This window comes from Actinophytocola glycyrrhizae (assembly GCF_042653545.1).
In the GTDB taxonomy this organism is placed as follows: Bacteria; Actinomycetota; Actinomycetes; order Mycobacteriales; family Pseudonocardiaceae; genus Actinophytocola; species Actinophytocola glycyrrhizae.
In genome coordinates this window covers 244450-268519 of the sequence record NZ_JBHSIS010000008.1, presented here as the reverse complement: position 1 = coordinate 268519, position 24070 = coordinate 244450, and the positions used below count along the sequence as shown (strand labels likewise).

At 71.2% G+C, this 24070-nt stretch carries 21 protein-coding genes, 1 pseudogene and 1 riboswitch; of the genes and pseudogenes, 13 read left to right on the top strand and 9 right to left on the bottom strand.

The genetic code is table 11. The features are described 5' to 3' along the window. Positions 1-12 precede the first annotated feature (12 nt). Together ACFPCV_RS19755 and ACFPCV_RS19750 are read right to left on the bottom strand one after the other, a co-directional pair. Positions 13-2520, bottom strand: coding sequence for a polynucleotide kinase-phosphatase (locus tag ACFPCV_RS19755; RefSeq protein WP_378057708.1), 2508 nt, complete (start codon positions 2518-2520; stop codon positions 13-15). Beyond that, positions 2517-3875 (bottom strand): 3' terminal RNA ribose 2'-O-methyltransferase Hen1, encoded by a 1359-nt coding sequence (locus ACFPCV_RS19750; RefSeq protein WP_378057707.1) that lies wholly within the window; start codon positions 3873-3875, stop codon positions 2517-2519. Before ACFPCV_RS19750 ends, ACFPCV_RS19755 begins: the two co-directional genes overlap by 4 nt. On the opposite strand from ACFPCV_RS19750, the gene ACFPCV_RS19745 reads away from it, so the two are divergent. After that, on the top strand, positions 3859-4386 hold the full coding sequence (locus ACFPCV_RS19745) for a hemerythrin domain-containing protein (RefSeq protein ID WP_378057706.1): 528 nt from the start codon (positions 3859-3861) through the stop codon (positions 4384-4386). The two genes, ACFPCV_RS19750 and ACFPCV_RS19745, sit on opposite strands and share 17 nt — an antisense overlap. 392 nt (positions 4387-4778) lie before the next feature. Here ACFPCV_RS19745 and ACFPCV_RS19740 read toward each other — a convergent pair whose 3' ends face one another. From ACFPCV_RS19740 to phoU, 5 genes are all read right to left on the bottom strand, one after another. Continuing rightward, positions 4779-6206, bottom strand: coding sequence for an amidohydrolase (locus ACFPCV_RS19740; protein WP_378057705.1), 1428 nt, complete (start codon positions 6204-6206; stop codon positions 4779-4781). 25 nt (positions 6207-6231) lie between these two features. Continuing rightward, a complete protein-coding gene (locus ACFPCV_RS19735; protein WP_378057704.1) occupies positions 6232-7281 on the bottom strand; it encodes a ribonucleotide-diphosphate reductase subunit beta in 1050 nt (349 codons plus the stop codon). Next, a complete protein-coding gene (locus ACFPCV_RS19730) occupies positions 7272-9605 on the bottom strand; it encodes a ribonucleoside-diphosphate reductase subunit alpha (protein WP_378057703.1) in 2334 nt (777 codons plus the stop codon). The genes ACFPCV_RS19735 and ACFPCV_RS19730 overlap by 10 nt, the downstream gene beginning before the upstream one ends. Before the next feature lie 95 nt (positions 9606-9700). Beyond that, positions 9701-9898: riboswitch (cobalamin riboswitch) on the bottom strand. 88 nt (positions 9899-9986) lie between these two features. Then, the gene (locus ACFPCV_RS19725; protein ID WP_378057702.1) at positions 9987-10454 is read right to left on the bottom strand and encodes an NUDIX hydrolase; all 468 of its coding nucleotides are present in this window, start codon (positions 10452-10454) and stop codon (positions 9987-9989) included. A 13-nt stretch (positions 10455-10467) separates the two neighbouring features. Further along, on the bottom strand, positions 10468-11121 hold the full coding sequence (gene phoU, locus ACFPCV_RS19720) for a phosphate signaling complex protein PhoU (protein ID WP_378057700.1): 654 nt from the start codon (positions 11119-11121) through the stop codon (positions 10468-10470). A gap of 101 nt (positions 11122-11222) precedes the next feature. Here phoU and ACFPCV_RS19715 point away from each other — a divergent pair, with 101 nt between their 5' ends. The 6 genes and pseudogenes from ACFPCV_RS19715 (at position 11223) to ACFPCV_RS19690 (ending at position 15447) form a co-directional block, all read left to right on the top strand. After that, a complete protein-coding gene (locus ACFPCV_RS19715; RefSeq protein ID WP_378057699.1) occupies positions 11223-12023 on the top strand; it encodes an endonuclease/exonuclease/phosphatase family protein in 801 nt (266 codons plus the stop codon). 478 nt (positions 12024-12501) lie between these two features. Next, positions 12502-12669, top strand: a pseudogene (locus tag ACFPCV_RS19710) (Orn/Lys/Arg family decarboxylase); the annotation flags it as partial. Between the two features lie 128 nt (positions 12670-12797). Further along, on the top strand, positions 12798-13106 hold the full coding sequence (locus ACFPCV_RS19705; protein ID WP_378057698.1) for an early set domain-containing protein: 309 nt from the start codon (positions 12798-12800) through the stop codon (positions 13104-13106). A gap of 61 nt (positions 13107-13167) precedes the next feature. Then, positions 13168-13530, top strand: a complete 363-nt coding sequence (locus tag ACFPCV_RS19700; protein ID WP_378057697.1) for a YciI family protein — start codon at positions 13168-13170, stop codon at positions 13528-13530. Then, on the top strand, positions 13511-14689 hold the full coding sequence (locus ACFPCV_RS19695) for an RNA polymerase sigma factor (protein WP_378057696.1): 1179 nt from the start codon (positions 13511-13513) through the stop codon (positions 14687-14689). Before ACFPCV_RS19700 ends, ACFPCV_RS19695 begins: the two co-directional genes overlap by 20 nt. Beyond that, entirely contained in the window at positions 14686-15447 is a 762-nt protein-coding gene (locus tag ACFPCV_RS19690; RefSeq protein WP_378057695.1) for a carboxymuconolactone decarboxylase family protein, read from the top strand. Before ACFPCV_RS19695 ends, ACFPCV_RS19690 begins: the two co-directional genes overlap by 4 nt. Positions 15448-15856: 409 nt before the next feature. Here the strand turns inward: ACFPCV_RS19690 and ACFPCV_RS19685 are convergent, their stop codons facing one another. Then, positions 15857-16405: a TIGR03086 family metal-binding protein gene (locus ACFPCV_RS19685; protein WP_378057694.1), complete on the bottom strand. Its 549-nt coding sequence runs from the start codon at positions 16403-16405 to the stop codon at positions 15857-15859. Positions 16406-16457: 52 nt separating this feature from the next. Between ACFPCV_RS19685 and ACFPCV_RS19680 the strand changes: the two genes are divergently transcribed. Next, positions 16458-16805, top strand: a complete 348-nt coding sequence (locus ACFPCV_RS19680; RefSeq protein WP_378057693.1) for an ArsR/SmtB family transcription factor — start codon at positions 16458-16460, stop codon at positions 16803-16805. A 383-nt stretch (positions 16806-17188) separates the two neighbouring features. Here the strand turns inward: ACFPCV_RS19680 and ACFPCV_RS19675 are convergent, their stop codons facing one another. Further along, positions 17189-18088, bottom strand: coding sequence for a cation diffusion facilitator family transporter (locus ACFPCV_RS19675; RefSeq protein ID WP_378057692.1), 900 nt, complete (start codon positions 18086-18088; stop codon positions 17189-17191). A 72-nt stretch (positions 18089-18160) separates the two neighbouring features. On the opposite strand from ACFPCV_RS19675, the gene ACFPCV_RS19670 reads away from it, so the two are divergent. From ACFPCV_RS19670 to ACFPCV_RS19650, 5 genes are read left to right on the top strand one after another with little or no spacing between them, the layout of a single operon-like run. Further along, entirely contained in the window at positions 18161-18964 is an 804-nt protein-coding gene (locus tag ACFPCV_RS19670) for a class I SAM-dependent methyltransferase (protein WP_378057691.1), read from the top strand. A gap of 53 nt (positions 18965-19017) precedes the next feature. Next, positions 19018-21030 carry a hypothetical protein gene (locus ACFPCV_RS19665; RefSeq protein WP_378057690.1) on the top strand — a complete coding sequence of 671 codons (2013 nt, stop codon included), beginning with the start codon at positions 19018-19020 and terminating at the stop codon, positions 21028-21030. Positions 21031-21048: 18 nt separating this feature from the next. After that, positions 21049-22527 (top strand): CYTH and CHAD domain-containing protein, encoded by a 1479-nt coding sequence (locus tag ACFPCV_RS19660; protein WP_378057689.1) that lies wholly within the window; start codon positions 21049-21051, stop codon positions 22525-22527. Between the two features lie 3 nt (positions 22528-22530). Further along, a complete protein-coding gene (locus ACFPCV_RS19655) occupies positions 22531-23040 on the top strand; it encodes a MarR family winged helix-turn-helix transcriptional regulator (RefSeq protein WP_378057688.1) in 510 nt (169 codons plus the stop codon). A 1-nt stretch (position 23041) separates the two neighbouring features. After that, complete coding sequence (locus ACFPCV_RS19650) at positions 23042-23839, top strand: EamA family transporter (RefSeq protein WP_378057687.1); 798 nt, start codon at positions 23042-23044, stop codon at positions 23837-23839. The last annotated feature ends 231 nt before the right edge of the window (positions 23840-24070 follow it).

The window sequence follows — 24070 nt, the reverse complement described above, 5'->3', positions numbered from 1 at the left end:
GTCGGGTGGTTGTCACAGGCGTGGGTCCACTGGCTCCGACTCCAGTGCCAGCACTGCGAACACCGGCTCATGCACCCGCCACAACGGCTCCTTCTCCACGAACCTTGTCAACGACTCGATGCCCAGTGCGTACTCGCGCAGTGCCAGCGATCGCTTTCGGCCCAGCGTTCGTTGCCGCAGTCGTCGCAGGTGCTCTGGTTCCGTGTAGTCGGGGCCGTAGATGATCCGCAGGTACTCCCGGCCACGGCACTTCACGCCTGGCTGCACCAGCTTTCCGGTTTCCGACGGGTCGGCGGGCTTCACCACCATGCCCTCGCCGCCCGCGTCGGTCAGCGACGTCCACCAGTCGACACCGGTAGCTGTCGACGTGTCCTCCGTCAGGTTCACGACCAGTCGTCGCGTTGGGCGCAACAGGTCCGGGTCCGCCGCCACCAACCGGTCGAGCACGTCGATGTGCCAGGATCTCGGCCTTGTCGCGTGCACGTGCCCTTCCGCCGCCAGCACGGTGAACGGTGCCAGTGACACGCCGTCCAAACCGTCGACCGGCCAGCAGTACCGGCCGTAGGCCTCGACGAAGCCGCGCGCGTTCGACAGCCGTGCCTGCTGTCGTGCCAGGAGACCGGACACGTCCGCGCCTCGGGCCGCCGCCTGCTCCAGCGCGGTCACCGCCGCGGGTAACGCCGCTGTCGCCGCCGCGCCCACCGGTGCGTACTGCCGTCGCAGCAACTGGTGCGCCTTCGCCGACCACGGCAGTAACTCCGCGTCGAGCACGACCCAGTCGCTGTCCAACGTGGACCACAGGTCGGCCGCGGTAGCGGCCGTGCGTAACCGCTCAAGGAACGCCGTCGGGTCCGGGAAGAACGACCGGCCCGTCCGCGTGTAGACCGCGCCTGCCGCACCGTCGGGTGCTCCGAAACGGCGCTCGCCCACCGACGCGTCCCGGCACAGCACCACGACCGCTCTCGAACCCATGTGCTTCTCCTCGCACACGACCTCTCGAACACCGTCCGACCGGTACGCGTCGAACGCCTCGAGTGGGTGCTCCAGCACGCCGTCCACAGCGGAGGTCGCGCACGGTGCCATGGTCGGCGGCAGGTAGGGCAGCCACTGCGGCGCGATCGCGAACCGGCTCATCACCTCCAGCGCGCCCGCCGCGTTCTCCTCGCGGACCTTGAGCCTGCCCATCAACCGCGCCTCGACGTGCCGGGTGCCGAGGACGTCGTCGATCCGCAGCACGTCCGGTGCACGGGTCGGCGCGTCGAGCGGCCTGGCGGGCTCGTAGTGCACGCGCTCGGCGGGCACCGACACCAGTTCCTTCGACGGCCACCGCAGCGCGGTCAGCTCACCACCGAACACACAGCCCGTGTCGAGGCAGATGGTGTTGTTGACCCACTCCGCCCTCGGCACCGGCGTGTGCCCGTACACGACCGTCGCACTGCCCCGGTAGTCGTTCGCCCACGGGTACCGCACCGGCAGCCCGTACTCGTCTGTCTCGCCCGTCGTCTCCCCGTACAGGCAGAACGAACGCACCCTCCCGGAGGACCGGCCCTGGTACTCCTCCTTGAGGCCGGCATGCGCGACCACCAGGCGGCCGCCGTCCAGCCGGTAGTGGCTCACCAGTCCGTACATGAACTCGCGTGCGCCCTTGCGGAACTCCTCGGGCTCCTCGGAAAGCTGCGCGAGTGACTCCGCGAGTCCATGGGAGACACGGACCTCCCGCCCGTCCAACGCTCGGACGAGCTTGCTCTCGTGGTTGCCGGACACGCACAGCGCCGTGCCCGCCGCGACCATGCCCATGACGAGCCGCAGCACCCCTGGAGTGTCCGGACCGCGGTCGACGAGGTCGCCGACGAACACCGCTGTGCGGCCTTCCGGGTGGTACGCGCCGTCGGCGCTGACCACGTATCCCAGCCGGGTCAACATGGTCACGAGCTCCGCGTGGCAGCCGTGCACGTCGCCGATGATGTCGAACGGCCCGGTCAGCTCACGCTTGTCGTTGTACGCCTTCTCGTACTCGATCGACACGTCGTCGTCGGCGGACAGGTCGTCGGGGGACAGCACGTGGACCTTGCGGAAGCCCTCCTTCGCCAGGTGCCGCACGGACCGCCGCAACGCGTCGTGCTGGCGGCGGAGCACATGGTCCGGCAGGTCGCGATGGCCCTGGTTGCGCTCGCGCAGCGTCGCGAGTGGCACGTCGAACACGATCGCGACCGGCAGCACGTCGTGGTCGCGGGCGAGCGCGACGAGCTTCGCGCGGTCCTCGCGCTGCACGTGCGTCGCGTCGACGACGGTGAGCCGCCCGGCTCGCAAGCGTTTGCCGGCCACGTAGTGCAGGGCGTCGAACGCGTCGTTGGTCGCCGACTGGTCGTTCTCGTCGTCGGCGACCATGGCGCGGAACATGTCGGACGACAACACCTGTGTCGCGGCGAAGTGGCCACGCGCGAAGGAGGACTTGCCCGAGCCGGTGACCCCGACGAGTGCCACCAGGCTCAGTTCGGGCACTGCGATGGTGCGCGTCATGCCGTCCTCCTCGAGAACACCGCGAGCTGCGTCGGCGAACCCACCTCCGGGTCGACCGGGCCGACGGGCACATGCCGGACGTCGTAGCCGTGCGCCGAGCACACACCGTCCGCCCACGCGGTCATCTCGGCCCGGGTCCACTCGAAACGGTGGTCCGCGTGCCGGAAGTCGCCAGCGGGCAACGTCTCCCAACGCACGTTGTACTCGGCGTTGGGTGTCGTCATCAGCACGTGCCGCGGTTTCGCCGCGCCGAACACGGTCGCCGCGAGCGCGGGCAGCCGCGGTGGGTCCACGTGCTCGACCACCTCGGACAGCACGATCGCGTCGAACCCCGCGACCCGCGGATCGGCGTAGGTGACCGAGCCCTGGTGCAACGTGACGCGCTCACGTTGCCGCTCAGCGAACCGGTCGACGCGGCGGGCCGCCGTGCGCAGTGGCCGCGCGGCGACCTCGACGCCGACGATCTCGGTGAACGCCGGCTCCGTCACCAGTTCCCGCAACAACCTGCCCTCACCGCAACCCATGTCCACGACGCGCCGCACACCGAGCGAGCGCAGCTCGCCCACGATGGCCTCCCGCCGCAGCTGCGCCAGCGACGGCTCGCGTTCCGGCTGCTCCGGCTCGTCGGCGTCCTCGGCGGGCCGGTCGTCCAGTTCGGTCAGGCGATCGAGGGCTTCGACGGTGTACCGGCGCTTGTGCGCCAGGTAGCGGGTGGTGATCAGTTCGCGGTCGGGGTGCGTCACGAGCCAGCTCCTGCCCGCCCGCAACAGCTTGTCGACCTCGTCGGCCGCGACCCAGTAGTGCTTGGCGTCGTCGAGGACCGGCAGCAGGACGTACAGCTGGGTCAGCGCGTCGGCGAGGCGGAGCGTGCCGCTCAGCCGAAGGTCCGCGTACGGACTGTCGCCCCAGTCGGGGAACGCGGGATCGAGCGGCACACGGGTCGCCGCCACGGTCCAGCCGAGAGGCGTGAACAGCCGCTCGGCGAGTGCGCCGGGGCACGCCGGGAGGTGGATCTCCAAAGGGATCGGGGTCGCGGCGAGTTCCGGGCGTGCGTCGCAACGGCCACGCATCGCGGTGCCGAACACCTTGCCCATGGCGACCGCCAGTAAGGACGACGCCGCGTACGGCCGGTCGTTGACGTACTGGCCGAGGGTGTCGCCGCCCTTACGGACGAGACCGATCGGGTCGATCTCCAGTAACAGTGCGGCGGTGGTGCGTTCCGGCGTCGCTTCCGGGTAGAAGACGTGGGCGGTGCCGGTCGACACGTCGAACCGCTGCGTGCGGTCCGGGTGCTTGTGCAGCAGGTACCCGAGGTCGGTCGCCGGGGTGTGCGTGGTCGTGACGCTGAGGAACATGCCGCCGAGTAAACACGAGGCAACCGACAGCGTCCGCCGCTTTTGTGTTCTGATGGCCGCGATGAACGACCGCCTGACCGCTTTCGGTAACCAACTCATCGTTTCGCACATACGTTTGAGGGAACTGCTGGACGAGCTCCGTGACGGGACGTACGCGGAAATCGACTTGGCGACCCACTGTCTGACCTTCTGCTCGGTGCTCGCCGCGCACCACTCTGCCGAGGACGAACAGGGATTTCCCGTGCTGGCCAAACACTTCCCGGAGCTGGGGCCGGTGCTGACCGAGCTGATGCATGATCATCGCCAGGTCGCCGAGGTGCTCGATCGGCTGAAAGCGGTGTCCACGATGGATGTCGTCGATGCCGGACGTGAACTGGAAACCCTCGCCGCGCTACTGGAAACGCACCTCGTCTACGAGGAGAAGAAGCTGGTGGCGGCGCTCAACCGGTTGAGCCCGACGGTCGAGGAGGCGAGAGCGGTCGCCCGTGCCGTCACGCTGTCGCAGCCCTAGTCCCGCGAACGACGTGCTGGTCGCGCTCCTGGCCCCGCGTGTCCGCGGAACGCGCTGGCGACCGCGCGGCGGTGGTGGAGCCGGAGAACCGGCGCGAGTTCCAGGTGCGGGAACAGCCTGTCCTTGGCGGCCGCGGCGATGCCCTGCACGTTAGTCCGGCCTGCAGTCGCTCGTGCCGACCGACCCGGAAACCGTGCTGTCGCCAGGTGATGGGTGCGGTCGACTTCGTGACCGGTAGGTCGATCGCACCGCGGGCGACACCGTCGCGGCCGATTCGTGCGAGTTCGCGGACGATCCGCAGTCGCACCGGGTCGGCGAGCGCGTGCGGTACCGACTCGATCTGGCATGCCGCCACGTACCTGCTGCTCGCCGGTGAGCTGTTTTCGCTGGTGTCACGCCCGGTGCGTGAGCCTGCCGTCGAGGACGGTGGCCTGGATCGGGAGGTCTCTTAGCTCGCTCGGGGGCAGGCCGGTGAGGTCCCGGCCTGCCAGCACCAGGTCGGCCGGGTCGCCCGCCGCGACAGACGTGCCGCGGCCGCCGGTGCTCGCCGCGACCGCGACCGCCAGCGGCAGGCTCTGCTCGGGGTGCCAGCCGGGCCGGTCGTCGTCGGTGCGGGTGACCGCGGCGGAGATGGCCTCCCACGGGTCGAGCGTGGCGACCGGCGCGTCGGAGCCGAACTCGAGGGTGGCGCCTGCCCGGTGCAGCGACCCGAAGGCGTAGGCGCGGTCGGTGCGGCCCGCCCAGTGGCGGTCGGCGGCGTCGCGGTCGTCGGGCTGGTGTGCCGGCTGGACACCGGCGACCACGCCCAGCGCGGCGAACCTCGGCACGTCGGCCGGGTCGAGGAGCTGGGCGTGCTCGATGCGGCCACCGACGCCGAGGTGGTCGAACGCGTCGAGCGCGAGGGTGTTGGCGCGGTCGCCGATCGCGTGCAGTGCTAGGCCGATGCCGTTGTCGACGGCCTTGCGGAGAACGGGAAGGAGTTGGTCGAGAGGTTCGAGCAGTTCACCGTGGTAGGTGCCGTCGGGGTAGTGGTCGTGGCAGTAGGCGGTGCGGGTGTTGAGCGAGCCGTCCATGAAGATCTTCAGCGGGCCGACGGTGAGGAGGTCACCTGCCGGAGCGCCGGTCCTCAGGCCGCGTTCGATCGTCTCGTCGAGCAGGAACTTGGCGATGACGCACCGGATCCGCGTCGCCGGGGTGCCGCGGCGCCGCCAGTCGGCGATGGTGTCGGTGTACTCGTAGTCGGCGATCGTCGTGATGCCGCGTGCGGCGGCCGCCTCGGTGGCGGCGAGCACCCAGCGGTCGGTGATGTCCGTCGACGGCGAGGGCAGGGCGGCGGTGAGCGCCATGCACTCGTCCTCGATGAACACACCGGTCGGGTGGTCGACGTTCATCATGCGCATGGCCGCCGAACTGAGCCACAGCGTGTGCAGGTCGTTGCTGAACAGTGCGACCGGCTGGTCCGGGAGCACGTGGTCCAGCAGCGTCCTGTGCGGGCGGTCGGGCCAGAGCGCGGCGTGGAAACCCGCGCCCTGCAACAACTCGCCGGGTTTCGGGCCCGCGGCCGCGATCAGCTCCGCGGCGTGCGCGGCGGAGGTGGCACCGGCGAGCGAGACGCGTTGGCGGGAGCTGGCCCACTGCAGCAGGTGTGCGTGGGCGTCGACCAGGCCGGGCAGCAGCGTGCCGCCGTTGCCGTCGACGACCTCGGCGCCGTCGGCGGGCAGACCGGGTGGTTCGACGGCCACCAGGCGACGCCCCTCCACACGCACGTCGGCGCGTCGCCCGGTGAACCCGATCGTCACATCACGCAGAAGCAGAGCCATGAGGACATAGTGCTGGAAGTCGGTGCTAAAAATCTTCGTCGAAGTTGACGGTGCCCGTCACCGCCACCTGGTACGCGGACACACGGCGCTCGAAGAAGTTCGACAGTTCCTGGACGTCCTGCAGCTCCATGAACGCGAACGGGTTCGTCGACCCGTACTCGGGTTCGAGGCCGAGCGCGGCGAGGCGCCGGTCGGCGACGTGCCGCAGGTACTCCCGCATGTCGGTGAGCGTGAGCCCAGCGACACCGCCGGTTAGCAGGTCCTCGGCGAACTGGACCTCGGCGTCGACGGCTTCGCGGAGCATCTGGCGGACCTGGGCGTCGAGTTCGTCGTCGAACAGGTCCGGCTCCTCGCGGCGGACGGTGTCGACCACGTCGAACGCGAACGCCATGTGCATGGACTCGTCGCGGAACACCCAGTTCGTGCCGGACGCGAGGCCGTTGAGCAGCCCGCGGGAACGGAGGAAGTACACGTACGCGAAGGCACCGTAGAAGAACAGGCCCTCGATGCACGCCGCGAAGCAGATCAGGTTCAACAGGAACGCGCGCCGGTCCGCCCGGGTCTCGAGCCGGTTCAGGTGCTCGATCGAGTCGATCCACCTGAAACAGAACTCGGCCTTGTCCCGGATGGACGGGATGTTCTCCACCGCGGCGAACGCGGCCGCGCGATCCTCGTCGTCGGGAAGGTAGGTGTCGAGCAGCGTCAGGTAGAACTGGACGTGCACGGCCTCCTCGAAGAGCTGCCGGGAGAGGTACAGGCGTGCCTCCGGCGCGTTGACGTGCTCATACAGGTTGAGCACCAGGTTGTTCGCGACGATCGTGTCGCCGGTGGCGAAGAACGCGACGAGCCGGTTGACCAGGTGCCGTTCGGCGTCGGTCAGCTTGTTCAGGTCGGCGAGGTCGGAGTGCAGGTCGACCTCCTCGACCGTCCACGTGTTCCTGATCGCGTCGCGGAAGCGTTCGTAGAACAGCGGGTAGCGCATCGGGCGGAGCGTCAGGTCCATGCCCGGGTCGAGCAGCGCCTGCTTGCGGGAGCTGTCCTGCAGGCTGGTGTTCTGGGTGCTGGTCACTGGCATGCCTCACATGACTCGGGGTTCTCCAGGGAGCAGGCGACCGCGGCGTCGTCGGCACCGACGGTGGCACTGACCGTCGCCTGCTGGATGCGGGTCGCCGGGCGGGACCGCAGGTAGTACGTGGTCTTCAGGCCGCTCGCCCACGCGTAGCGGTACATCGACGACAGCTTCCCGATGGTGGGCGAGGCCACGAACAGGTTCAGCGACTGGCTCTGGTCGACGTACGGGCCACGTGCGGCGGCGAGGTCGATCAGTGCGCGCTGCGGCAGTTCCCAGGCGGTGCGGAACAGTTCGCGTGACTCCGCGGGCAGCGCGCTCAGGCCCTGCACGGAGCCGTCGTCGCGCTTGACCTGGTCGCGTGTGGTGGCGGTCCAGAGCCCGTGTTTCTTCAGCTCTGCCACCAGGTATGCGTTGACCTGCAGGAACTCGCCGGACAGGGTCTCGCGCTTGAACACGTTGGACACCTGCGGCTCGATGCACTCGAAGCAGCCCGCGATCGACGCGATCGTGGCGGTCGGCGCGATCGCGATCAGCAGCGAGTTGCGCAGGCCGTGTTCGGCGACCCTGGTCCGCAGCGCCGCCCACCGGTCGGACTGCTTCGGCGTGACGCCCCACAGGTCCGGCTGCAGGTCCCCGCGCGCGGCGCGGGTCTGCGCGTACGCCGGGTGCGCGCCTGCGGACGCGGCCAGGTCGGCGGACGTCTCCAGCGCCGTGAGGTAGACCTCCTCGGCGAGCCGTGTCGACAGCTCGCGGGCCTCGTCGCCGTCGAAAGGCAGGCGCAGCTTGAAGAACACGTCCTGCAGGCCCATCACGCCGAGCCCGACGGGACGCCAGCGCGGGTTGCTGCGGCCTGCCTCCTCGGTGGGGTAGTAGTTGATGTCGATCACGCGGTCGAGGAACGTGACGGCGGTGCGCACGGTCTCCCGCAGCCGCGCCCAGTCGATCTCGCCGCCGGTGACGTGCGCGCCGAGGTTGACCGAGCCGAGGTTGCAGACGGCGGTCTCCTCGTCGGACGTGACCTCGAGGATCTCCGTGCACAGGTTGGAAAGGTGCACGACGTTGCCGGGCGCCGCGGTCTGGTTGCAGGTGCGGTTCGCGGTGTCCTTGAACGTCATCCAGCCGTTGCCGGTCTGGGCGAGCGTGCGCATCATCTTCGCGTACAGGTCGCGGGCCCTGACCGTGCGCACCGCCCGCCCGGCCTGCTCCGCGGCCCGGTACGCCCGGTCGAACGCCTCACCCCACAGGTCCGGCAGTTCCGGCAGTTCGTCCGGGTCGAACAGCGACCAGTCGGCGTCGGCCTCGACCCGGCGCATGAACTCGTCCGGGATCCAGTTGGCGATGTTGAGGTTGTGTGTGCGGCGTGCGTCCTCGCCCGTGTTGTCGCGCAGTTCGAGGAACTCCTCGATGTCCGGGTGCCACGTCTCCAGGTAGACGCAGGCCGCGCCCTTGCGCCTGCCGCCCTGGTTGACGGCGGCAACCGACGAGTCGAGCGTGCGCAGCCACGGGACGACGCCGTTGGAGTGGCCGTTGGTGCCGCGGATCAACGCGCCGCGGGAGCGGACGCGGGACCACTGGATGCCGATGCCACCCGCGAACTTCGACAGCCGCGCGACCTGGCCGTAGCGCTCGTAGATCGACTCGAGCTCGTCGCGCGGTGAGTCCAGCAGGTAGCAGGAGGACATCTGCGTGTGCCGGGTGCCGGAGTTGAACAAGGTGGGTGAGCTGGGCAGATACGCCAGTGACGACATCAGCCGGTAGAAGCGGACCGCCTCGGCCGGGGTGTTCGACAGTCCACACGCGACACGGAGGAGCCAGTACTGCGGGCGTTCCAGCGCGGTGCGGCTGTTCGGGTGGCGGAGCAGGTAGCGGTCGTGGACGGTGCGCAGACCGAAGTACTCGAAGCGGCGGTCGGCGTCGTGGTCGATGGCGTCGTCGAGCTTGCGGGCGTGCGTGGCGACGAACGTGGCGGTGTCGTCGCCGATCAGGCCGAGTTCGTGGGCCGTGCCGATGGACTGGCTGAACGAGTGGACGCCGTGACCGCGGACCTCCTTGTCGATGTAGGTGGCGAGCAGGCGGGCCGCGAGCCGGGAGTACTCCGGCTCCTCGGCGACCAGTTCGGCGGCGGTCCGTATGGAGAGGCGGTCGAGCTCTTCTGTGGTGGCGCCGTCGTAGAGCCCGTTGATCGTCCTGGTGGCGACCCGTTGCGGTGCCACCGCCGGGAGTCCGGTGGCGCAGCGGGCGACCGCGCGGATGATCTTGTCGATGTCGACCGGTTCGGTTTCCCCACTGCGTTTCCGGACGCGCATCGTGTCCTGGATCGTGGTCAAGGTTCTCCTCGCTTTTTCGGGCGCGCGAGAGAACCCCGACAGGTGGGTCGTCCCCGCGCGCCCTCCCTCGGGGCAAGCGGATGCACCCGGCAGCGGCGCGGCCGGGGGAGCGGGCAGGTCTTCGGACTCACGGGCAGACGCCTACTGACCGTCGCTTCCCGGACTCGCGTCCAGTGCTTCGTGACGGCGTTCGTTCCCGTTCACCGCTGCGGGGCAGTCCCGGACTCCCACCGGGTTCCCTCTTGCGACGACCACCATGGCATGGTGGTCGAACCAGCTCGGTGATCACTATACATAGGGGCTAGTTCAGGAGTAGCGCCCATATGTTGTGTCGGTGTGTCGTTGTCCACAGCACGCCAGGTTGTCCACAGGCAAGATCGACTACGGCCGGTTGTCGGTGTCCGCCGGTAGACTGGACCTGGGCCGCCCCCCGGGTTCGGGTGGGGGCTGCCTACGTGAGCGTTCTGGGTGACTGAACCAGAGGTCGATCGCGCGGTGGTAGCCGCGCGGGAGGTTCAGGGCGGAGATTTCGGCTTGGTGGAACAGGTTTGCGCTCACGTGCTCGGTGGACAGCACCACCTCGGCCGGGGCGTTCGGGTGGCAGCCGTAGGTCACGACGAACACGTGGCGGTGTACGGATTCCACGTGGTAGAGCCAGGTGTCCAGCACCGGGCCCACGTGCACCCGCCAGCCCGTCTCCTCCGCGATCTCGCGGGCCACGCACTGTTCCGGGGTTTCGCCGATCTCCAGCCTGCCGCCCGGGAGTTCCCACTCGTCGCGGGGGTTCTTCAGCAGGAGGACCTTGTCCTCGTGCAGCACCACGCCCTTGACGGAGACCGGGAACGTCACGGTGTTCGGGTGCTCAGGCCGGGAGAGTGGGTGTCTCGCCGGTGCACACGAACTCGACCCGCTTCGCTGCCGACACGGCCTGGTCGGCGTAGCGCTCGTAGAAGCGGGCCACCAGTGCCAGGGTCGTCGCCATCGGGACGCCGTGCGGCCAGTCCTTCGCGGTGATCTTGTGCAGTACGTCCGCGTGCAGGTCGTCGACCTCCTGGTCGATGGCGTCGAGTTCGGCGAACGCGCCGGCGCGGGGCGCGGCCACGTGTTCGACCAGGCGCGCGGACATGTCGGACGTGATCGCACCCAGGCGGTCGAACGTGTCGCGCAGCTCGGTGGGCACGACCTGGTCGGGGTGGACGCGGCACGTGGTGTTCGCGATGTGTTCCGCCAGGTCGCCCATGCGCTCGACCCGCTCCGCGCAGTAGATCGCGGACAGCACCAGGCGCAGGTCACCCGCCACCGGGGCCTGCAGCGCGAGCATCTGCTGCGCCATCTCCTCGCACTGGTCGCGCATCTCGTCGATCGCGGCGTCCGCGGCGAGGACACCCTTGGCCGCGTCGAGGTCGGCGGACAGCATCGCCCCGGTCGCGAGGCGCATCGCGGTCGCCGCCTGCTCGCACATCCTGGCCAGCAGTGCCCGCAGTTCGGCGAGCTCGCTGTGGAACGTCTCCCGCATCAGAACGCCACCCTTCCCGACAGATAGGACATACCCCGGCCGCGCGTGGTCCAAGCGTCATCGTCATGCGAACGGGGAAGCCCCGCGCCAGACTCGAAGACATGCGCGTGGTCACACAGAACCTGCTCGGCCATCACATGGACTGGCCACGCCGCCTGCCCGCGGCCGCGAGCTGGTTCCGGCGGCTCGACGCGGACGTGGTGACGCTGCAGGAAGCCGTCGCGACCGCCGGCTACGACCAGGTTACCGAGGTGCTCGGGGACGGTTACCACGTCACCCACCACCCGCTGCGCGAACCGGACGGCTCCGGCATCTCCATCGCGAGCCGCTGGCCGATCGGCGTGGTCCGGGAGCTGGACCTGCAGGTCGGCCCGCGCACGGCCGACTTCCCCGCGAGCGCGCTGATCGCCGACATCCACTGGCCCTACAGCGACGTGCCGCTGCTGCTGGTCAACCACAAACCGTCGTGGGCGACCAACCTCGAGTACGAGCGCGGCAGGCAGGCGGTGCTCACCGCGGGCTTCGTCGAGGAGCTGGTCGAGCGGACCGGCCAGCACGTGGTCCTCGCCGGGGACATGGACGCCATGCCGGACACCGACAGCATCCGGTTCTGGCGCGGCGTGCAGGCGCTCGACGGCACCAGCGTCAGCTACCGCGACGCGTGGGAGCTGACGCACGGCAGCGAGCCGGGCCCCACGTTCGCGCCGTCGCTGACCCCGATCATGGAGAAGCACTGGCGGAGCGATCTCGACCGCAGGATCGACTACGTCCTCATCCGCTGCGGCCGTGCCGGGCCGTCATTGGGAGTGACCTACTGCACACGCACGTTTGACGAACCCGTCGACGGGGTATGGCCCAGTGACCACTTCGGGGTGGTGGCAGACCTCGATCCTGGCCGGTGACGCTGAACGGCGGTAACAGCAATGCTCGAAAAGGCGACGTACCGGATCGTGGAGCCGACGGAATCCCAGCTCATCGCCCTTTTCGAGGCATGGCGCCAGGACATCGACTCCGAGCCGTTCGCGCATGAGCAGGAATGGGCGGGCTTGGACGCCCCGCGGTTTCGCCCGTTGACCGCTTGGGCACACAAGCACCATGGAGCACAGCCGTGCGCCTGTCCTGGAGGCTCTCCAGGCATTCCGTGACCGCAGGTTCACGCCGTTCAACCCACCGGGGCACCGGCAGGGGCCGGGGTGTCGACCCCCGTCGCGGCGCTGGTGCGGGCGGTGAGCGCGATGCGCCTGGCCGACCTGCCCGTGCCGCACCCCGTGGACCTGCCGTCGCCGAGGGACCTCGAGCTGGAGACCGCGATGCTGCCGAGGGACGCGTTCTTCGGCGAGAACCGAACAGGTCGGCGTCGACGACGCGCCGGGGCGGGTCAGCGCGCAGATGATCACGCCGTACCCGCCCGGTGCGCCCGCGGTGCTGCCCGGTGAGGTGATCATCAGCGCGGTGCTGGACTACGTGCGCAGCGGGCTCGCCGCCGGGATGCGGGTCCCGGACCCGGTGGACGCCGAGCTGAAGTCCGTACGAGTGGTCGCCAGGTGAACACGGGCCCACTGATCGAAGCGGGTTCGCCCAGGGGCGTCACCCGGAAGCGTTGTCCTGCGGGCGAACCCCGGCGAACAGGGCCATGATGTCCTCCGCATCCCCGACGAGATCGACTGTGGAGAGTCATGCTGAAGATCGACCGCGACCGCTCCGGAGACGTGCGCGTCACCTTTGTCCTGCGACCGAACACGCCCAACGGCCGGGTGAGCGTCGTCGGTGACTTCAACGAGTGGCGGCCCGGCGCGCACGAGCTGCGGCCGCGCAGCAACGGCACCCGCTCGGTGGCCGTGACCGTCCCGGACGGCGCCCACGTGCGGTTCCGCTACCTCGGCGAGGGCGGCCACTGGTGCAACGAGACCGAGCACCCCGAGGTGCGGCAGGTCGGCCAGGACAGCGTCGTCGTCGCGATCCCGCCGGTGCGGAAATCTCGCTGACCCCTGTCGAGTTGCGGCATGCTTGTTCGTCATCCTCAGTGCACACCCGCGAGGAGGAGACGTGCAGTACCTGCTGCTGATCTACGACTGTGACCGGCCGGAGCCGGATGACCCCGGCTTCGCCGACGCGCTGGCCAGGGTGAACGCGTTCGCCGACGAGTGCCGTCGGCGGGGTGTGTTCGTGGCGGGCGACCCGCTGACCAAGGAGGGCGCCGCGACCACGGTGGCCGTCCGGGACGGCCGGACCATGATCACCGATGGGCCGTACGTGGAGACCCACGAGCATCTCGGCGGCTATTACGTCCTCGACTGCCGCGACCTGGACGAGGCGCTCGAGCTGGCCGCCATGTGCCCGCTGGCGGCCGTGGGGTCGATCGAGGTCCGGCCGGTCGTGCGCGTGCCCGGTGTCGACCACAGCCGCTGAGGTCGAGCGGGTCTACCGCGGCCACCGGGCGCGCATGCTGGCGGCACTCCTGCGCGCGGTCGGTGACTTCGAGCTGGCCGAGGACGTGCTGCAGGACGCGTGCGCCCTCGCGCTGCGCAGGTGGGCCGACGGCGTGCCGGACGACCCGGTCGCGTGGCTGCTGACCGTGGCCCGCAACCGGGCCGTCGACCGGCTGCGCCGTGCGCGCCGCGGCCGGGAGAAGGAGGCACAGGTGCCCACCGCCGACCTCCCCACGGGAGAACGCCTGGTCAGCGTGGGTGACGAGCGGCTGAGCCTGATCTTCACCTGCTGCCATCCCGCGCTCGCCGAACAGGCGCGGGTCGCGTTGACGTTGCAGGCCGTCGTCGGACTGACCGCCGGGCAGATCGCGCGGATGTTCCTGGTCGGCGAGGCCACGCTCGCGCAGCGGCTGGTGCGGGCGAAGCGCAAGATCCGCGACGCGGGCATCTCGCTCGCCGTGCCGCCGGACCACCTGCTGCCCGAGCGGCTGGCCGGCGTGCTCGCGGTCGTGTACCTGATCTACACGCACGGCTACCCGGCCGACGACGATCTGCGTGCCGAGGCGGTCCGGCTGGCGAAGCTGGTCGCCGCGCTCATGCCGGACGAGCCGGAGGCGATGGGGCTGGTCGCGTTGCTGCTGCTGCACGAGTCGCGGTCGGCCGCCCGCCGCACGCGCGACGGTGACCTCGTGCTGCTCGCCGACCAGGACCGGGCGCGGTGGGACGGTGCGCTGATCGCCGAGGCGGTCGGGGTGCTGGACCGGGCACTGCGCCACGGCACGGTCGGCCAGTACCAGCTGCAGGCGATGATCGCGGTGCAGCACACGCGGGCACCGGCGGACTGGACGCGGATCGCGGCGCTGTACGAGGCGCTGCTGGTGGTGGCGCCGACACCGGTGGTGGCGCTGAACCACGCGGTGGCGGTGGCCGAGACGGCGGGGCCCGCCGACGGGCTGGCGCTGGTCGAGCGCATCGACGGGCTGACCGGGTACCACCTGTGGCACGCGACCCCCGCGGACCTGCTGCGGAGACTGGACCGCCGCGGCGAGGCCGCCGAAGCGTACCGGCGGGCGCACGACCTGGCGACGGATCCGGCCGACCGCCGCTTCCTGACCGGACGACTACTGGAGACCTCATGAGGCTTTCTTGTCTGGACGACGGGCACCGGCTGCGTGGTCGCCTGTTCCTGCGCATGACCTCGCGCGACGCGCCCGACGTGGTGCGGATGTTGTTGTACCGCCCGGAGTTCTTCGCGCGGCCGCTGCTGGCGCTGACCGTGACCGCGATGCGTGGGCCGTCGTACTGGACGGTGGGTGAGCGGGAGGACATGGCCCGCCGCGTCGCCGAACGGCACCGGTGCGCGTTCTGCTTCGACTCGCACGCCGAGATGACCCGGCTCGCGGCGCACGACCCGGCCGAGACCAGGGCGGTCGAGGACGCGCCGGCGCACGCGGTCCGCGACGCGGCGCGGGTGACGCTGGTGTGGGACGTCGTGAACCGGCTGGGGAACGCGTTCGGCTTCGCGTTGCGCGGCGACCAGGTGCACACCGGGACGCGGGCACTGCACCGGTTCGGGTACCGGTTCCCCGGTTTCCTGCTGGCGGGCGGGAAGGACGCCGGGCACGACGATCCCGTGGAGAACCTGCGGCACGCGGTGTTCGCGGCCCCTGCGGTGACCGACCGGGAACTGCGTGCGGCCGCGGCCGCCGGCCAGCCGGACGAACCGTGGCGGTCGTACACGGCGATGGTCCGCGACGCGTCCTACCGGATCACGGACGCGGACATCGCCCGGCTGCTGGCGGCGCACTCGGAGGACGAGGTGTTCGAGGTGACGGTGGCCGCCGCGGTCGGCGCCGCCCTGAAGGACTACGACGCCGACCAGACGATGATTCCGTGAAGATCATGTGAAGTGCCGTCCCGCAGGCGTGGGCCGGTGCCGTAAGGCGCGTTGACGGCACAACGAGTGCCGTCAATGGGCCTTTCAGGGCGCCCAGCGCCCTGAACGCGCCTTTCAGGGCATCGCCAACGCCGTCAGCCTTCAGAGCGCCGAACCAGCCCGCTACCGCCCTGCCCGCGAAGCGGGCGCCTGCCCGCGAAGCGGGCGCTGCCCGCGAAGCGGGCGCCTGCCCGCGCAACCCCGATGGTGGCGTAAGCCCACCCCAAAGGGGCTCCCTGCCATCCCGTCGACCTGGCAGGCAGACCCGAACCCAGCCGCAGCCCAACAGCCCTCCGCCACCCCGAGACCTGCCCGTCCGGCTAGGACAAACCCCCAGCCCAAGGGAGCACCCAGGTTTCGAGGAGGCGGACTAGGTGGTCCGGCCGAGGAAGGCCAGCATGCGGGTCTGCGCGTCGGCGTCCTGGGCGACGGGCACCTCCTGGTCGAAGAATCCCGGCCTGCGCACCACGTGGTCGCGGGCCCAGTCGAACGACGCCGTCACCAGTTCCGGTGGCAGGCGGACCGGCAGGCCCAGTGCGTGCCCGATGTCCCACGTGTGCGCGGAGAGGTCGGTGACCAGCAGCGACAGCAGTGCCGCGACCGGGATCTCGCCCATGCCGGTGATCGTCACCGTCCTTTTCAGCTCCTCGCCGGACGGGACCGTGCGGGCCGCGCGCCATGTGGTCAGCGGGTCCTCGCCCGCCATGACCGCCGGGGTCGGCATGCCAGGGGCGCCGTCCGGGGCCGGGTCGGGGGCGCCCGTCGCCCACGAGTGCAGCTGCCGCTGGCCCCAGATCGCGTGCCCCGCGACGTCGCGGACCGTCCAGTCGCGGCACATCGACGGCGTGGTCCAGCCGGCCGGGGGGACCGCGGCCAGCATCTTGTCGAACTCGTCCTGTGCTTGTGTGTACAGCTCCATGTGCCGAGGACGAACGGGTGGCGCCGCACTCGACATGTGACATCGTGTGCGTATGCACGCACCCGTGGAGCTCACGCAGTGGCGGGAGCTCCCGCCCGACGACACCGTCGCCGCGGCCGTCGAAGCGTTGCGGATGCTCGCCGATCCGACGCGGTTGCGGATGCTGTGGCTGCTGTGCGGCGACGAGTACGACGTGACCACGCTCGCCGCCGCCGTCGGGATCGCGCGGCCCGCCGTGTCGCAGCACCTCGCCAAGCTGCGGATCGCCGGGCTCGTCGCCACCCGCAGGGACGGGCGCCGCGCGGTCTACCGGGCCACCGGCGGGCACGTGAAACGCATGCTCGGCGAGGCCGTCGCCGCCGCGCACCACCGGGTGTCGAACGTCCCGGACGGGGACTAGATGATTGATTCCGTGAAGTCGGCGAGAGGCGGTGGTCGGTTGTCGTGTGCTGGTCGCGTGGCTCCGGTTCACGTTGTGGTGGGTTTGTCCTCGCCGGACGGGCCGGTCTCGGCGCTGGCCCGGGCCCGCTTCGCGGGCCCGGGAGCGTAGCGCCCGGGGTTTGGTGCTGTGAAAGGCGCGTTCACGGCATCCGCAATGCCGTCAATGGGCCGTTCACAGCGCTCAGCGCCGTCAATGTGCCATCGACGGCACCGGTTGTGCCGTGAATGCGCCTTTCACGGCATCGGCCCGCCCCGTCGGGCGCCCACGTTGGTATGGGTGTCGTGCCTGATGACGGGTTCTTGCGCCAAGCCACTTCACATGATCTTCACGGAATCAGTCATCTAGGGCGGGGACTGGCCGGGGTGGGCGTGGATCGTCGCGTCCACCAGTTGCGGGACCGCGTGCCGTAGTGCGTGTTCTGCGTCGTGGGCGATGTCGTGGGCCGCGGCCAGGGTCAGTTCCGGGTCGACGGCGACCGTCGCCTCTGCGGTGACCCGGTGGCCGATCCACCGCAGCCGCAGCCGGTCCACCGCACGCACGCCGCTGGTCGAGCGCAGTGCCGCCTCCGCGTCGTCCACCAGTTTCGGGTCGACGGCGTCCAGCAGCCTGCCGAACACCTCGCGGGCCGCGCCGACCAGGACCCACCCGATCGCGACCGCGATGGCGAGGCCGGCCACCGGGTCCACCCACGACCAGCCGAGCGCCGCGCCACCCGCCGCCGCGACGACCGCGAGGCTCGTGAACCCGTCGGTGCGCGCGTGCAGGCCGTCCGCGACCAGCGCCGCCGACCCGATCTCGCGGCCCACGCGGATCCGGTACCGCGCCACCGCCTCGTTGCCCCCGAACCCGACGACGCCCGCGAGCGCCAGCCACAGCACACCGGTCACCGGGCGCGGTGACAGGAGCCGGTCGATCGCCTGCCACCCGGCCAGCACGGCGGAACCGGCGATCACCGCGAGGATCACCAGCCCGGCCAGGTCCTCGGCGCGGCCGAGCCCGTAGGTGAACCGACGGGTCGCCGCGCGCCTACCGAGCAGGAACGCGATGCCCAGCGGCACGGCGGTGAGCGCGTCGGTGACGTTGTGCAGCGTGTCGCCGAGCAGTGCGACCGAGCCGGTCACGCCGAGCAGCAGCGCCTGCACCAGTGCGGTCGCCGCGAGCGCCGCGAACGACACCCACAGCGCACGCAGGCCGCGCTTGCTCGACGGCAACGTGTGCGTGTGCCCGTGACCGTGTCCCATGGCTCGATGATATGTGCTCATGTACGCACGCGACAACGATGCAGGTGCAAGTGATTGGCTACTGTGGCCATCGTGACCGACGCCGTTCGCGCCCTCGCCCAGCACTACTCCGACGCCGCGGACACCTACGAACGCACGTGGGCCGGTGCCCTCCACCCGGTCAGCCGCGGGCTGATGGAGCGGCTGCCGCTCGCGGGCGCACGCCGCGTCCTCGACGTCGGCACCGGTGTGGGCACACTGCTGCCCGCGCTGCGCACCGCCGCCCCCGCCGCGCTCGTGGCCGGGATCGACCGCGCGCCGGGCATGCTCGCCAGGGCGCCCCGTGACTTCCCGCGTGTGCTCACCGACGCGACCCGCCTGCCGTTCCTGGACGGCGCGTTCGACGTCGCCGTCGCCGCGTTCATGCTGTTCCACCTGCCCGACCCGCCCGCCGGGCTGCGGGAGGCGCACCGGGTGCTCGCCGACGGCGGTGTCCTCGGTCTCGCGACGTGGGGGCCGGACCAGCCGATGAAGGCCGTCGACGTCTGGAACGAGGAACTGGACCGGCACGGCGCGCCGCAGGAGGAGTCGCTGCTCGCCAACCACGAGGTCGTCGACTCGCCGGACAAGCTCGCCGAACTGGTCACGGCGGCCGGGTTCGCGGACGCGGACATGCGGCCGGTCGACTGGGAGTACCGGCCGACGGTCGACGAGTTCGTCGTGCGGTACACCGGGCTCGGGTACACCGCGCGCCGGTACGCCGGGCTGGAGCGGGCGGCACGCGACGAGTTCGTGGCCGCCGCGCGCGCCCGGCTGGCGCAACTGGGCCCGGCGGACTTCGTTCAGCGCCGCACGATCGTCACCGGCGTGGCGACTGCCCGTCATTCGGCGGATTGACCTGTTCCCTACTGGCGGGTAGATCTGGAGCGGCCGGACCAACGGAGGTCGCCATGCGCCGTCGTCGCCTGCTCGGATCACTCGCCGCGGTGCTCACCGTCGCCGCGCTCGGCATGCCGGTGCCCGCCGCGCAGGCCGCGCCACCGGACGTCGCCGCGCTCGACGGCGCGTGCGTCGCGCTCAGGGCGCCGAGCGGGAAGTTCGTGGTACGCAACGCGCTCGGCGGCTACCAGGCCACCGGCGGCGCCGCGACGCAGCCGTTCCGCCTGCAGGAGACCGGCGCCGCGACCTACCTGATGTACGGCACCGGCGACGACTTCCTCGGGCAGGGTCTCGGCACGCTCGGTGTGCTGGCCGCCCGGGCCGCGAGCGCCGACACGAACTGGCGGCTGACCGCCGCCGGTGACGCGGTCACGGTCACGGCCGTCGCCGCGAACCGGCAGCTCGCCGTCGACCCGCTGCTGAGGACGCTCGCGCTGCGGGCCACCGCGACTCCGTTCACGCTCGTGCCGTCATCGGGCTGCGCGACCGCGCCGGAGGCCGAGCTGAACGTCGCCGGCGAGCCGTTCACCGGCACCGTCGACGGCGAGGTCCGCGGGCTCGCCGACCTGCACAGCCACCTGACCGCGTACGAGTTCATCGGCGGCGACATCCACTGCGGCGCGCCGTTCAGCCAGTACGGCATCACCGCGGCGCTCGTCGACTGCCCCGACCACGAACCGCACGGCCTCGGCGCCTGGTGGGAGAACCTCGCGGGTGGCGGCTACCCGACCTTCACCCACGACACCAAGGGCTGGCCCACGTTCGCCGACTGGCCCAAGCACAACTCGTGGACGCACGAGGCCATGTACTACCGCTGGCTGGAACGGGCGTGGCGCGGCGGGCTGCGCGTGTACACGAACCTGTTCGTGAACAACGAGGCCCTGTGCGAGATCTACCCGGTCAAGTCCAACCCGTGCGACGACATGGCGTCGATCCGCCTGCAGGCACAGCGGATCCACGAGCTGGAGGACTTCATCGACGACCAGCACGGCGGGCCGGGCCGGGGCTGGTTCCGGATCGTGCGTGACCCGGCGCAGGCGCGGGCGGTGATCGAACAGGGCAAGCTCGCGGTGGTGCTCGGCGTCGAGGTGTCGCAGCCGTTCGGGTGCGGGATCCGCAACGGGACCCCGCTGTGCGACCGCGCCGACATCGACGCCGGGCTCGACGAGCTGTACGACCTCGGTGTGCGGCGGATGTTCGTGTGCCACAAGTTCGACAACGCGTTGTGCGGCGTGCGGTTCGACGAAGGTGTCGCGGGCACGATCATCAACGCCGCGAACTTCGCCTCGACCGGCCGGTTCTGGCAGGTCGAGAAGTGCGCGACCGCCGCGCACGACAACACGATCCAGTTCCAAGCCGACCTGCTCTCCGGCCCGTTGGGGGCACTGCTGCCGCCGGGCGTGACGCTCCCCGTGTACCCGAGCGCGCCGCACTGCAACGTGAACGGGCTCACCGACCTCGGCGCGTACGCCATGCGGGGCATGATGGACCGCGGGATGCTCATCGACATCGACCACATGAGCGTGAAGGCGACCGGCCAGGCACTGGACCTGCTGGAGGCGCGGAACTACCCGGGGGTCGTGTCCAGCCACTCGTGGGTCGATCCGACCTTCTACCCGAGGATCTACGCGCTGGGCGGCATGGCGGTCCCCTACGGCCACGGCACCGAGCAGTTCCTCGGCGAGTGGCGTTCGATGAAGGCCGCTGCCGGACCGGGCGCCGACTTCGGTTTCGGCGCGGGCTTCGACACCGGCGGGTTCGGTCACCAGCCACCGCCGAGGGCCGGGTCGACCGTCCGGTACCCGTTCCCGACGTTCGACGGCGGGTCCACTGTGGATCGTCAGCGGACCGGGGAGCGGGTGTTCGACGTGAACACCGACGGGCTCGCCCACTACGGTCTGCTGCCGGACTGGCTGGAGGACCTGCGCATCGTCGCCGGGCCGGACGGGCAGGAGGTCGTCGGGGACATGAGCCGCGGCGCCGAGGTGTACCTGCGTACGTGGGAGCGGGTGTTCGTGTCCTGATTGGGTAATCATGGAGGCATGGCTGTCACCTCCCATGCCGAGACCGAACGCAAGTACGAGGCCGCGGCGGACACCAAGCTGCCGAAGTGGTCGGACATCCCGGGCGTCGCGGACGTGCACGGGCCACGGTCGGAACACCTCTCGGCCGTCTACTTCGACACCGCCGACCAGCGGCTCGCCCGGTACGGCGCGACGCTGCGCAGGCGAACGGGCGGCGAGGACGCCGGCTGGCACCTCAAGGTGCCAGCGGGCGAGGACTCGCGCACCGAGCTGCGGCTGCCGCTCGACGACGACCCCTCCGGCGCCACGAACGCGCCGCCGGAGGAGCTGGTCGGCCTGACGCTCGCGATGACCCGCGGCGCGGTGCTCCGCCCGATCGCCCAGCTCAAGACGTCCCGTCGGGTGTGGGAGCTGGCCGGGGACGACGGGGGGCCGGTCGCCGAGGTGACCGACGACCGGGTGAGCGCGACCAGGCTCGACGGCTCGTCCAACGTGGAGGAATGGCGGGAGCTGGAGGTCGAGGTGGCCGGTCCCGGCGCGGCCGGGGTCCTGGCGGGCGCGGAGAAGGTGCTGCGCAAGGCGGGCATCCGGCGGGCCGCGCACAGCTCCAAGGTGGCGCGGGTGGTGCCGCCGCCCGCCGTGGCGGTGCCGGCCGCCGACGGCACCGCGGGTGACGCGGTGCTCGCGTACGTCGGCGCGCAGTTCGCCGAGCTCGTCGCGCAGGACCTGCTGGTGCGCAGGGACGCGCCGGACGCGGTGCACCAGATGCGGGTGGCGGCGCGGCGGCTGCGGGCCGTGCTGCGGGTGTACCGGCGGCTCCTGCCGGGGACCGAACGGATGAGCACCGACCTGCGGTGGCTCGGGCGGCGGCTGGCGGACGCGCGGGACCTGGAGGTGCTGGAGGAGCACCTGCGCGCCGCGGTGGCCGCGCTGCCGTCGGAACTGGTCGTCGGACCGGTGTCCGGGCGGCTGACCAGGCACTTCTCGCCCGCGGCCGCCGCAGCCCGGGAGGTCGTGACGGACACGCTGGCCGACCAGCGGTATCGCGGGATGCTCGACGACCTGGCCGGGTTGCTCGCCGAGCCCGACCTGGGACCGCGTGCGGCCAAGCGGGCGGCGAAGGAGCTGCCGAAGCACCTGCGGCGGGCCTACCGGAAGACGAAGCGCCGACTGTCGGACGACACGCCGCACCGGGCGCGGAAGGCGGCGAAGCGGTACCGGTACGCACTCGAGGCCGCCGAACCCGCGCTCGGCAGGGCGGCCAAGGAGGCGCGGAAGCGGGCGAAGGACCTCACGAAGGTGCTCGGCGAGCACCAGGACGGGACGGTCGCCCAGCCGGTCCTGCGTGACCTGGGCATGCAGGCCCACATGGCGGGGGAGAACGGCTTCACCTACGGGCTGCTGCTGGAGCGGGAGCGGGCCCGGTGCGCGCGGGTCGAGGAGGTGTACCCGGCGTACTGGCGGCGTTTGACGGAGGCGCGCCCGTGGAATGCATGAGGCATGCATGAATTACGGCTGGCGAACCTGCTCGGTGCGTGCGGTCTGGCTGTCGCCGACCGCGTGCGCGACGTCACGGCGGGGCTGAACCCGAGCAGTGCCGCCGCGGTCGTGGTGCTGGCCGCCGGCCCGGTCGGCGGCACCGAGCTGGGCAGGCGGGTCGGGCTGACGCAGTCCGCGGCGACCAGGCTGGTGGACTCGCTGGTGGCCGCCGGGCTGGCGGCGCGTTCCTCGCGGGCGGGCCGGTCGGTGCTGGTGAGCCTCACCGAGTCCGGCCGCTGGGTGGCCGACGAGCTGCTCGCGGCGCGGGCGGAGGCGCTGGCGGGCGTGCTGTCGGTCCTGCCCGACGACGAACGGGCGCGGCTGGGCGGGCTGCTGGAGAAGCTCCTCGCCCGGCTGTACGACGACATCGGCAGCGCGGAGCTGATGTGCCGCCTGTGCGACCGGTCCGCCTGCACGTCGGGCGCGGTGTGCCCGGTGGGCCAGGCGGAACGGGACCGCGGGCGAGGCTGACGTGGGTGCGTTGCTCGCCCTGGCCTCCGCGGTCGCGTACGGGGTGGCGGACTACGTCGGCGGGGTGCTGTCCCGCCGCGCGCACTTCGGCAACGTCGCGTTCGTCGGCCAGGTCGGCGGGCTGGTGCTCGCGCTGGCGGTGGCGCCGTTCGTGCCCGCCCATGTGAGCCCGCAGGGGCTGGCCTGGGGCGCGCTCTCCGGTGTCGGCACCGGCTTCGGCATGTTGTTCCTGTACCGGGGCATCAGCCGCGGCGCGATGAGCGTCGTGGTGCCGGTCAGCGCGGTTGGCGGGGTCGCGATCCCGGTCGTCGTCGGCGTTGCCCTGCTGGGCGACCGGCCCTCTGCGCTCGCGTGGGCGGGGATCGCGGTGGCGGTGCCCGCGCTGTGGCTGGTCGCGCACACCAGCGGCCCAGCGAAACCGGACGGGGTCACCGACGCGCTGCTCGCCAGCGTCGGCATCGCCGTGCAGTACCTCGCGCTCGCGCAGTCCGACGCCGGGCTGTGGGCGGTCGTCGCGGGGCGGGTGGCGGCCGCGCTCGTGGTGCTGCCCGCCGTGCGCGGACCCGTGACCGCCGTGGTCCCGGCCGCCGCCTGCGGGGCCACCGCCGCGGTCGCGCTGACCTGCTACCTGCTGGCCACCTGGCAGCAGCTGGTGACCGTCGCCGTCGTGCTGTCGTCGCTGTACCCGGTCATCCCCGTGCTGCTGGGAATCACCCTGCTCCGCGAGCGGCTGGCACGCGCCCAGATCGCCGGTCTCGTGGCGGGCGCGGCGGCGACCGGGCTGCTCGTCGTCGGTTGACCAGGGCGCTGACCTGCGGAAGGTCCGGAATGTAGTCAGGACTTAGCCGCGTGCCCGATCATCAGCCCCGGTGTGCCGGGGCCCTGGGGGTGCCCCGGCACACCCCTTTGCCGGTGGCCCGTGCCGCCGCCGTGTCCGCGAAAACCCGGTGCGCGGGAACGGGGAACGCGCGATCATCTCCCACGGAAAGGGGGCGTCGCACACGGGATGTCCTGACGCCACAGGAGGTTC

Bases quoted from the DNA above. Each gene is read 5' to 3' on its own strand.
- ACFPCV_RS19755 (WP_378057708.1), bottom strand. From the start codon at position 2,520: ATGACGCGCACCATCGCAGTGCCCGAACTGAGCCTGGTGGCACTCGTC.
- ACFPCV_RS19750 (WP_378057707.1), bottom strand. From the start codon at position 3,875: ATGTTCCTCAGCGTCACGACCACGCACACCCCGGCGACCGACCTCGGG.
- ACFPCV_RS19740 (WP_378057705.1), bottom strand. From the start codon at position 6,206: ATGGCTCTGCTTCTGCGTGATGTGACGATCGGGTTCACCGGGCGACGC.
- ACFPCV_RS19735 (WP_378057704.1), bottom strand. From the start codon at position 7,281: ATGCCAGTGACCAGCACCCAGAACACCAGCCTGCAGGACAGCTCCCGC.
- phoU (WP_378057700.1), bottom strand. From the start codon at position 11,121: ATGCGGGAGACGTTCCACAGCGAGCTCGCCGAACTGCGGGCACTGCTG.
- ACFPCV_RS19715 (WP_378057699.1), top strand. From the start codon at position 11,223: ATGCGCGTGGTCACACAGAACCTGCTCGGCCATCACATGGACTGGCCA.
- ACFPCV_RS19705 (WP_378057698.1), top strand. From the start codon at position 12,798: ATGCTGAAGATCGACCGCGACCGCTCCGGAGACGTGCGCGTCACCTTT.
- ACFPCV_RS19690 (WP_378057695.1), top strand. From the start codon at position 14,686: ATGAGGCTTTCTTGTCTGGACGACGGGCACCGGCTGCGTGGTCGCCTG.
- ACFPCV_RS19685 (WP_378057694.1), bottom strand. From the start codon at position 16,405: ATGGAGCTGTACACACAAGCACAGGACGAGTTCGACAAGATGCTGGCC.
- ACFPCV_RS19680 (WP_378057693.1), top strand. From the start codon at position 16,458: ATGCACGCACCCGTGGAGCTCACGCAGTGGCGGGAGCTCCCGCCCGAC.
- ACFPCV_RS19675 (WP_378057692.1), bottom strand. From the start codon at position 18,088: ATGGGACACGGTCACGGGCACACGCACACGTTGCCGTCGAGCAAGCGC.
- ACFPCV_RS19665 (WP_378057690.1), top strand. From the start codon at position 19,018: ATGCGCCGTCGTCGCCTGCTCGGATCACTCGCCGCGGTGCTCACCGTC.
- ACFPCV_RS19660 (WP_378057689.1), top strand. From the start codon at position 21,049: ATGGCTGTCACCTCCCATGCCGAGACCGAACGCAAGTACGAGGCCGCG.
- ACFPCV_RS19655 (WP_378057688.1), top strand. From the start codon at position 22,531: ATGCATGAATTACGGCTGGCGAACCTGCTCGGTGCGTGCGGTCTGGCT.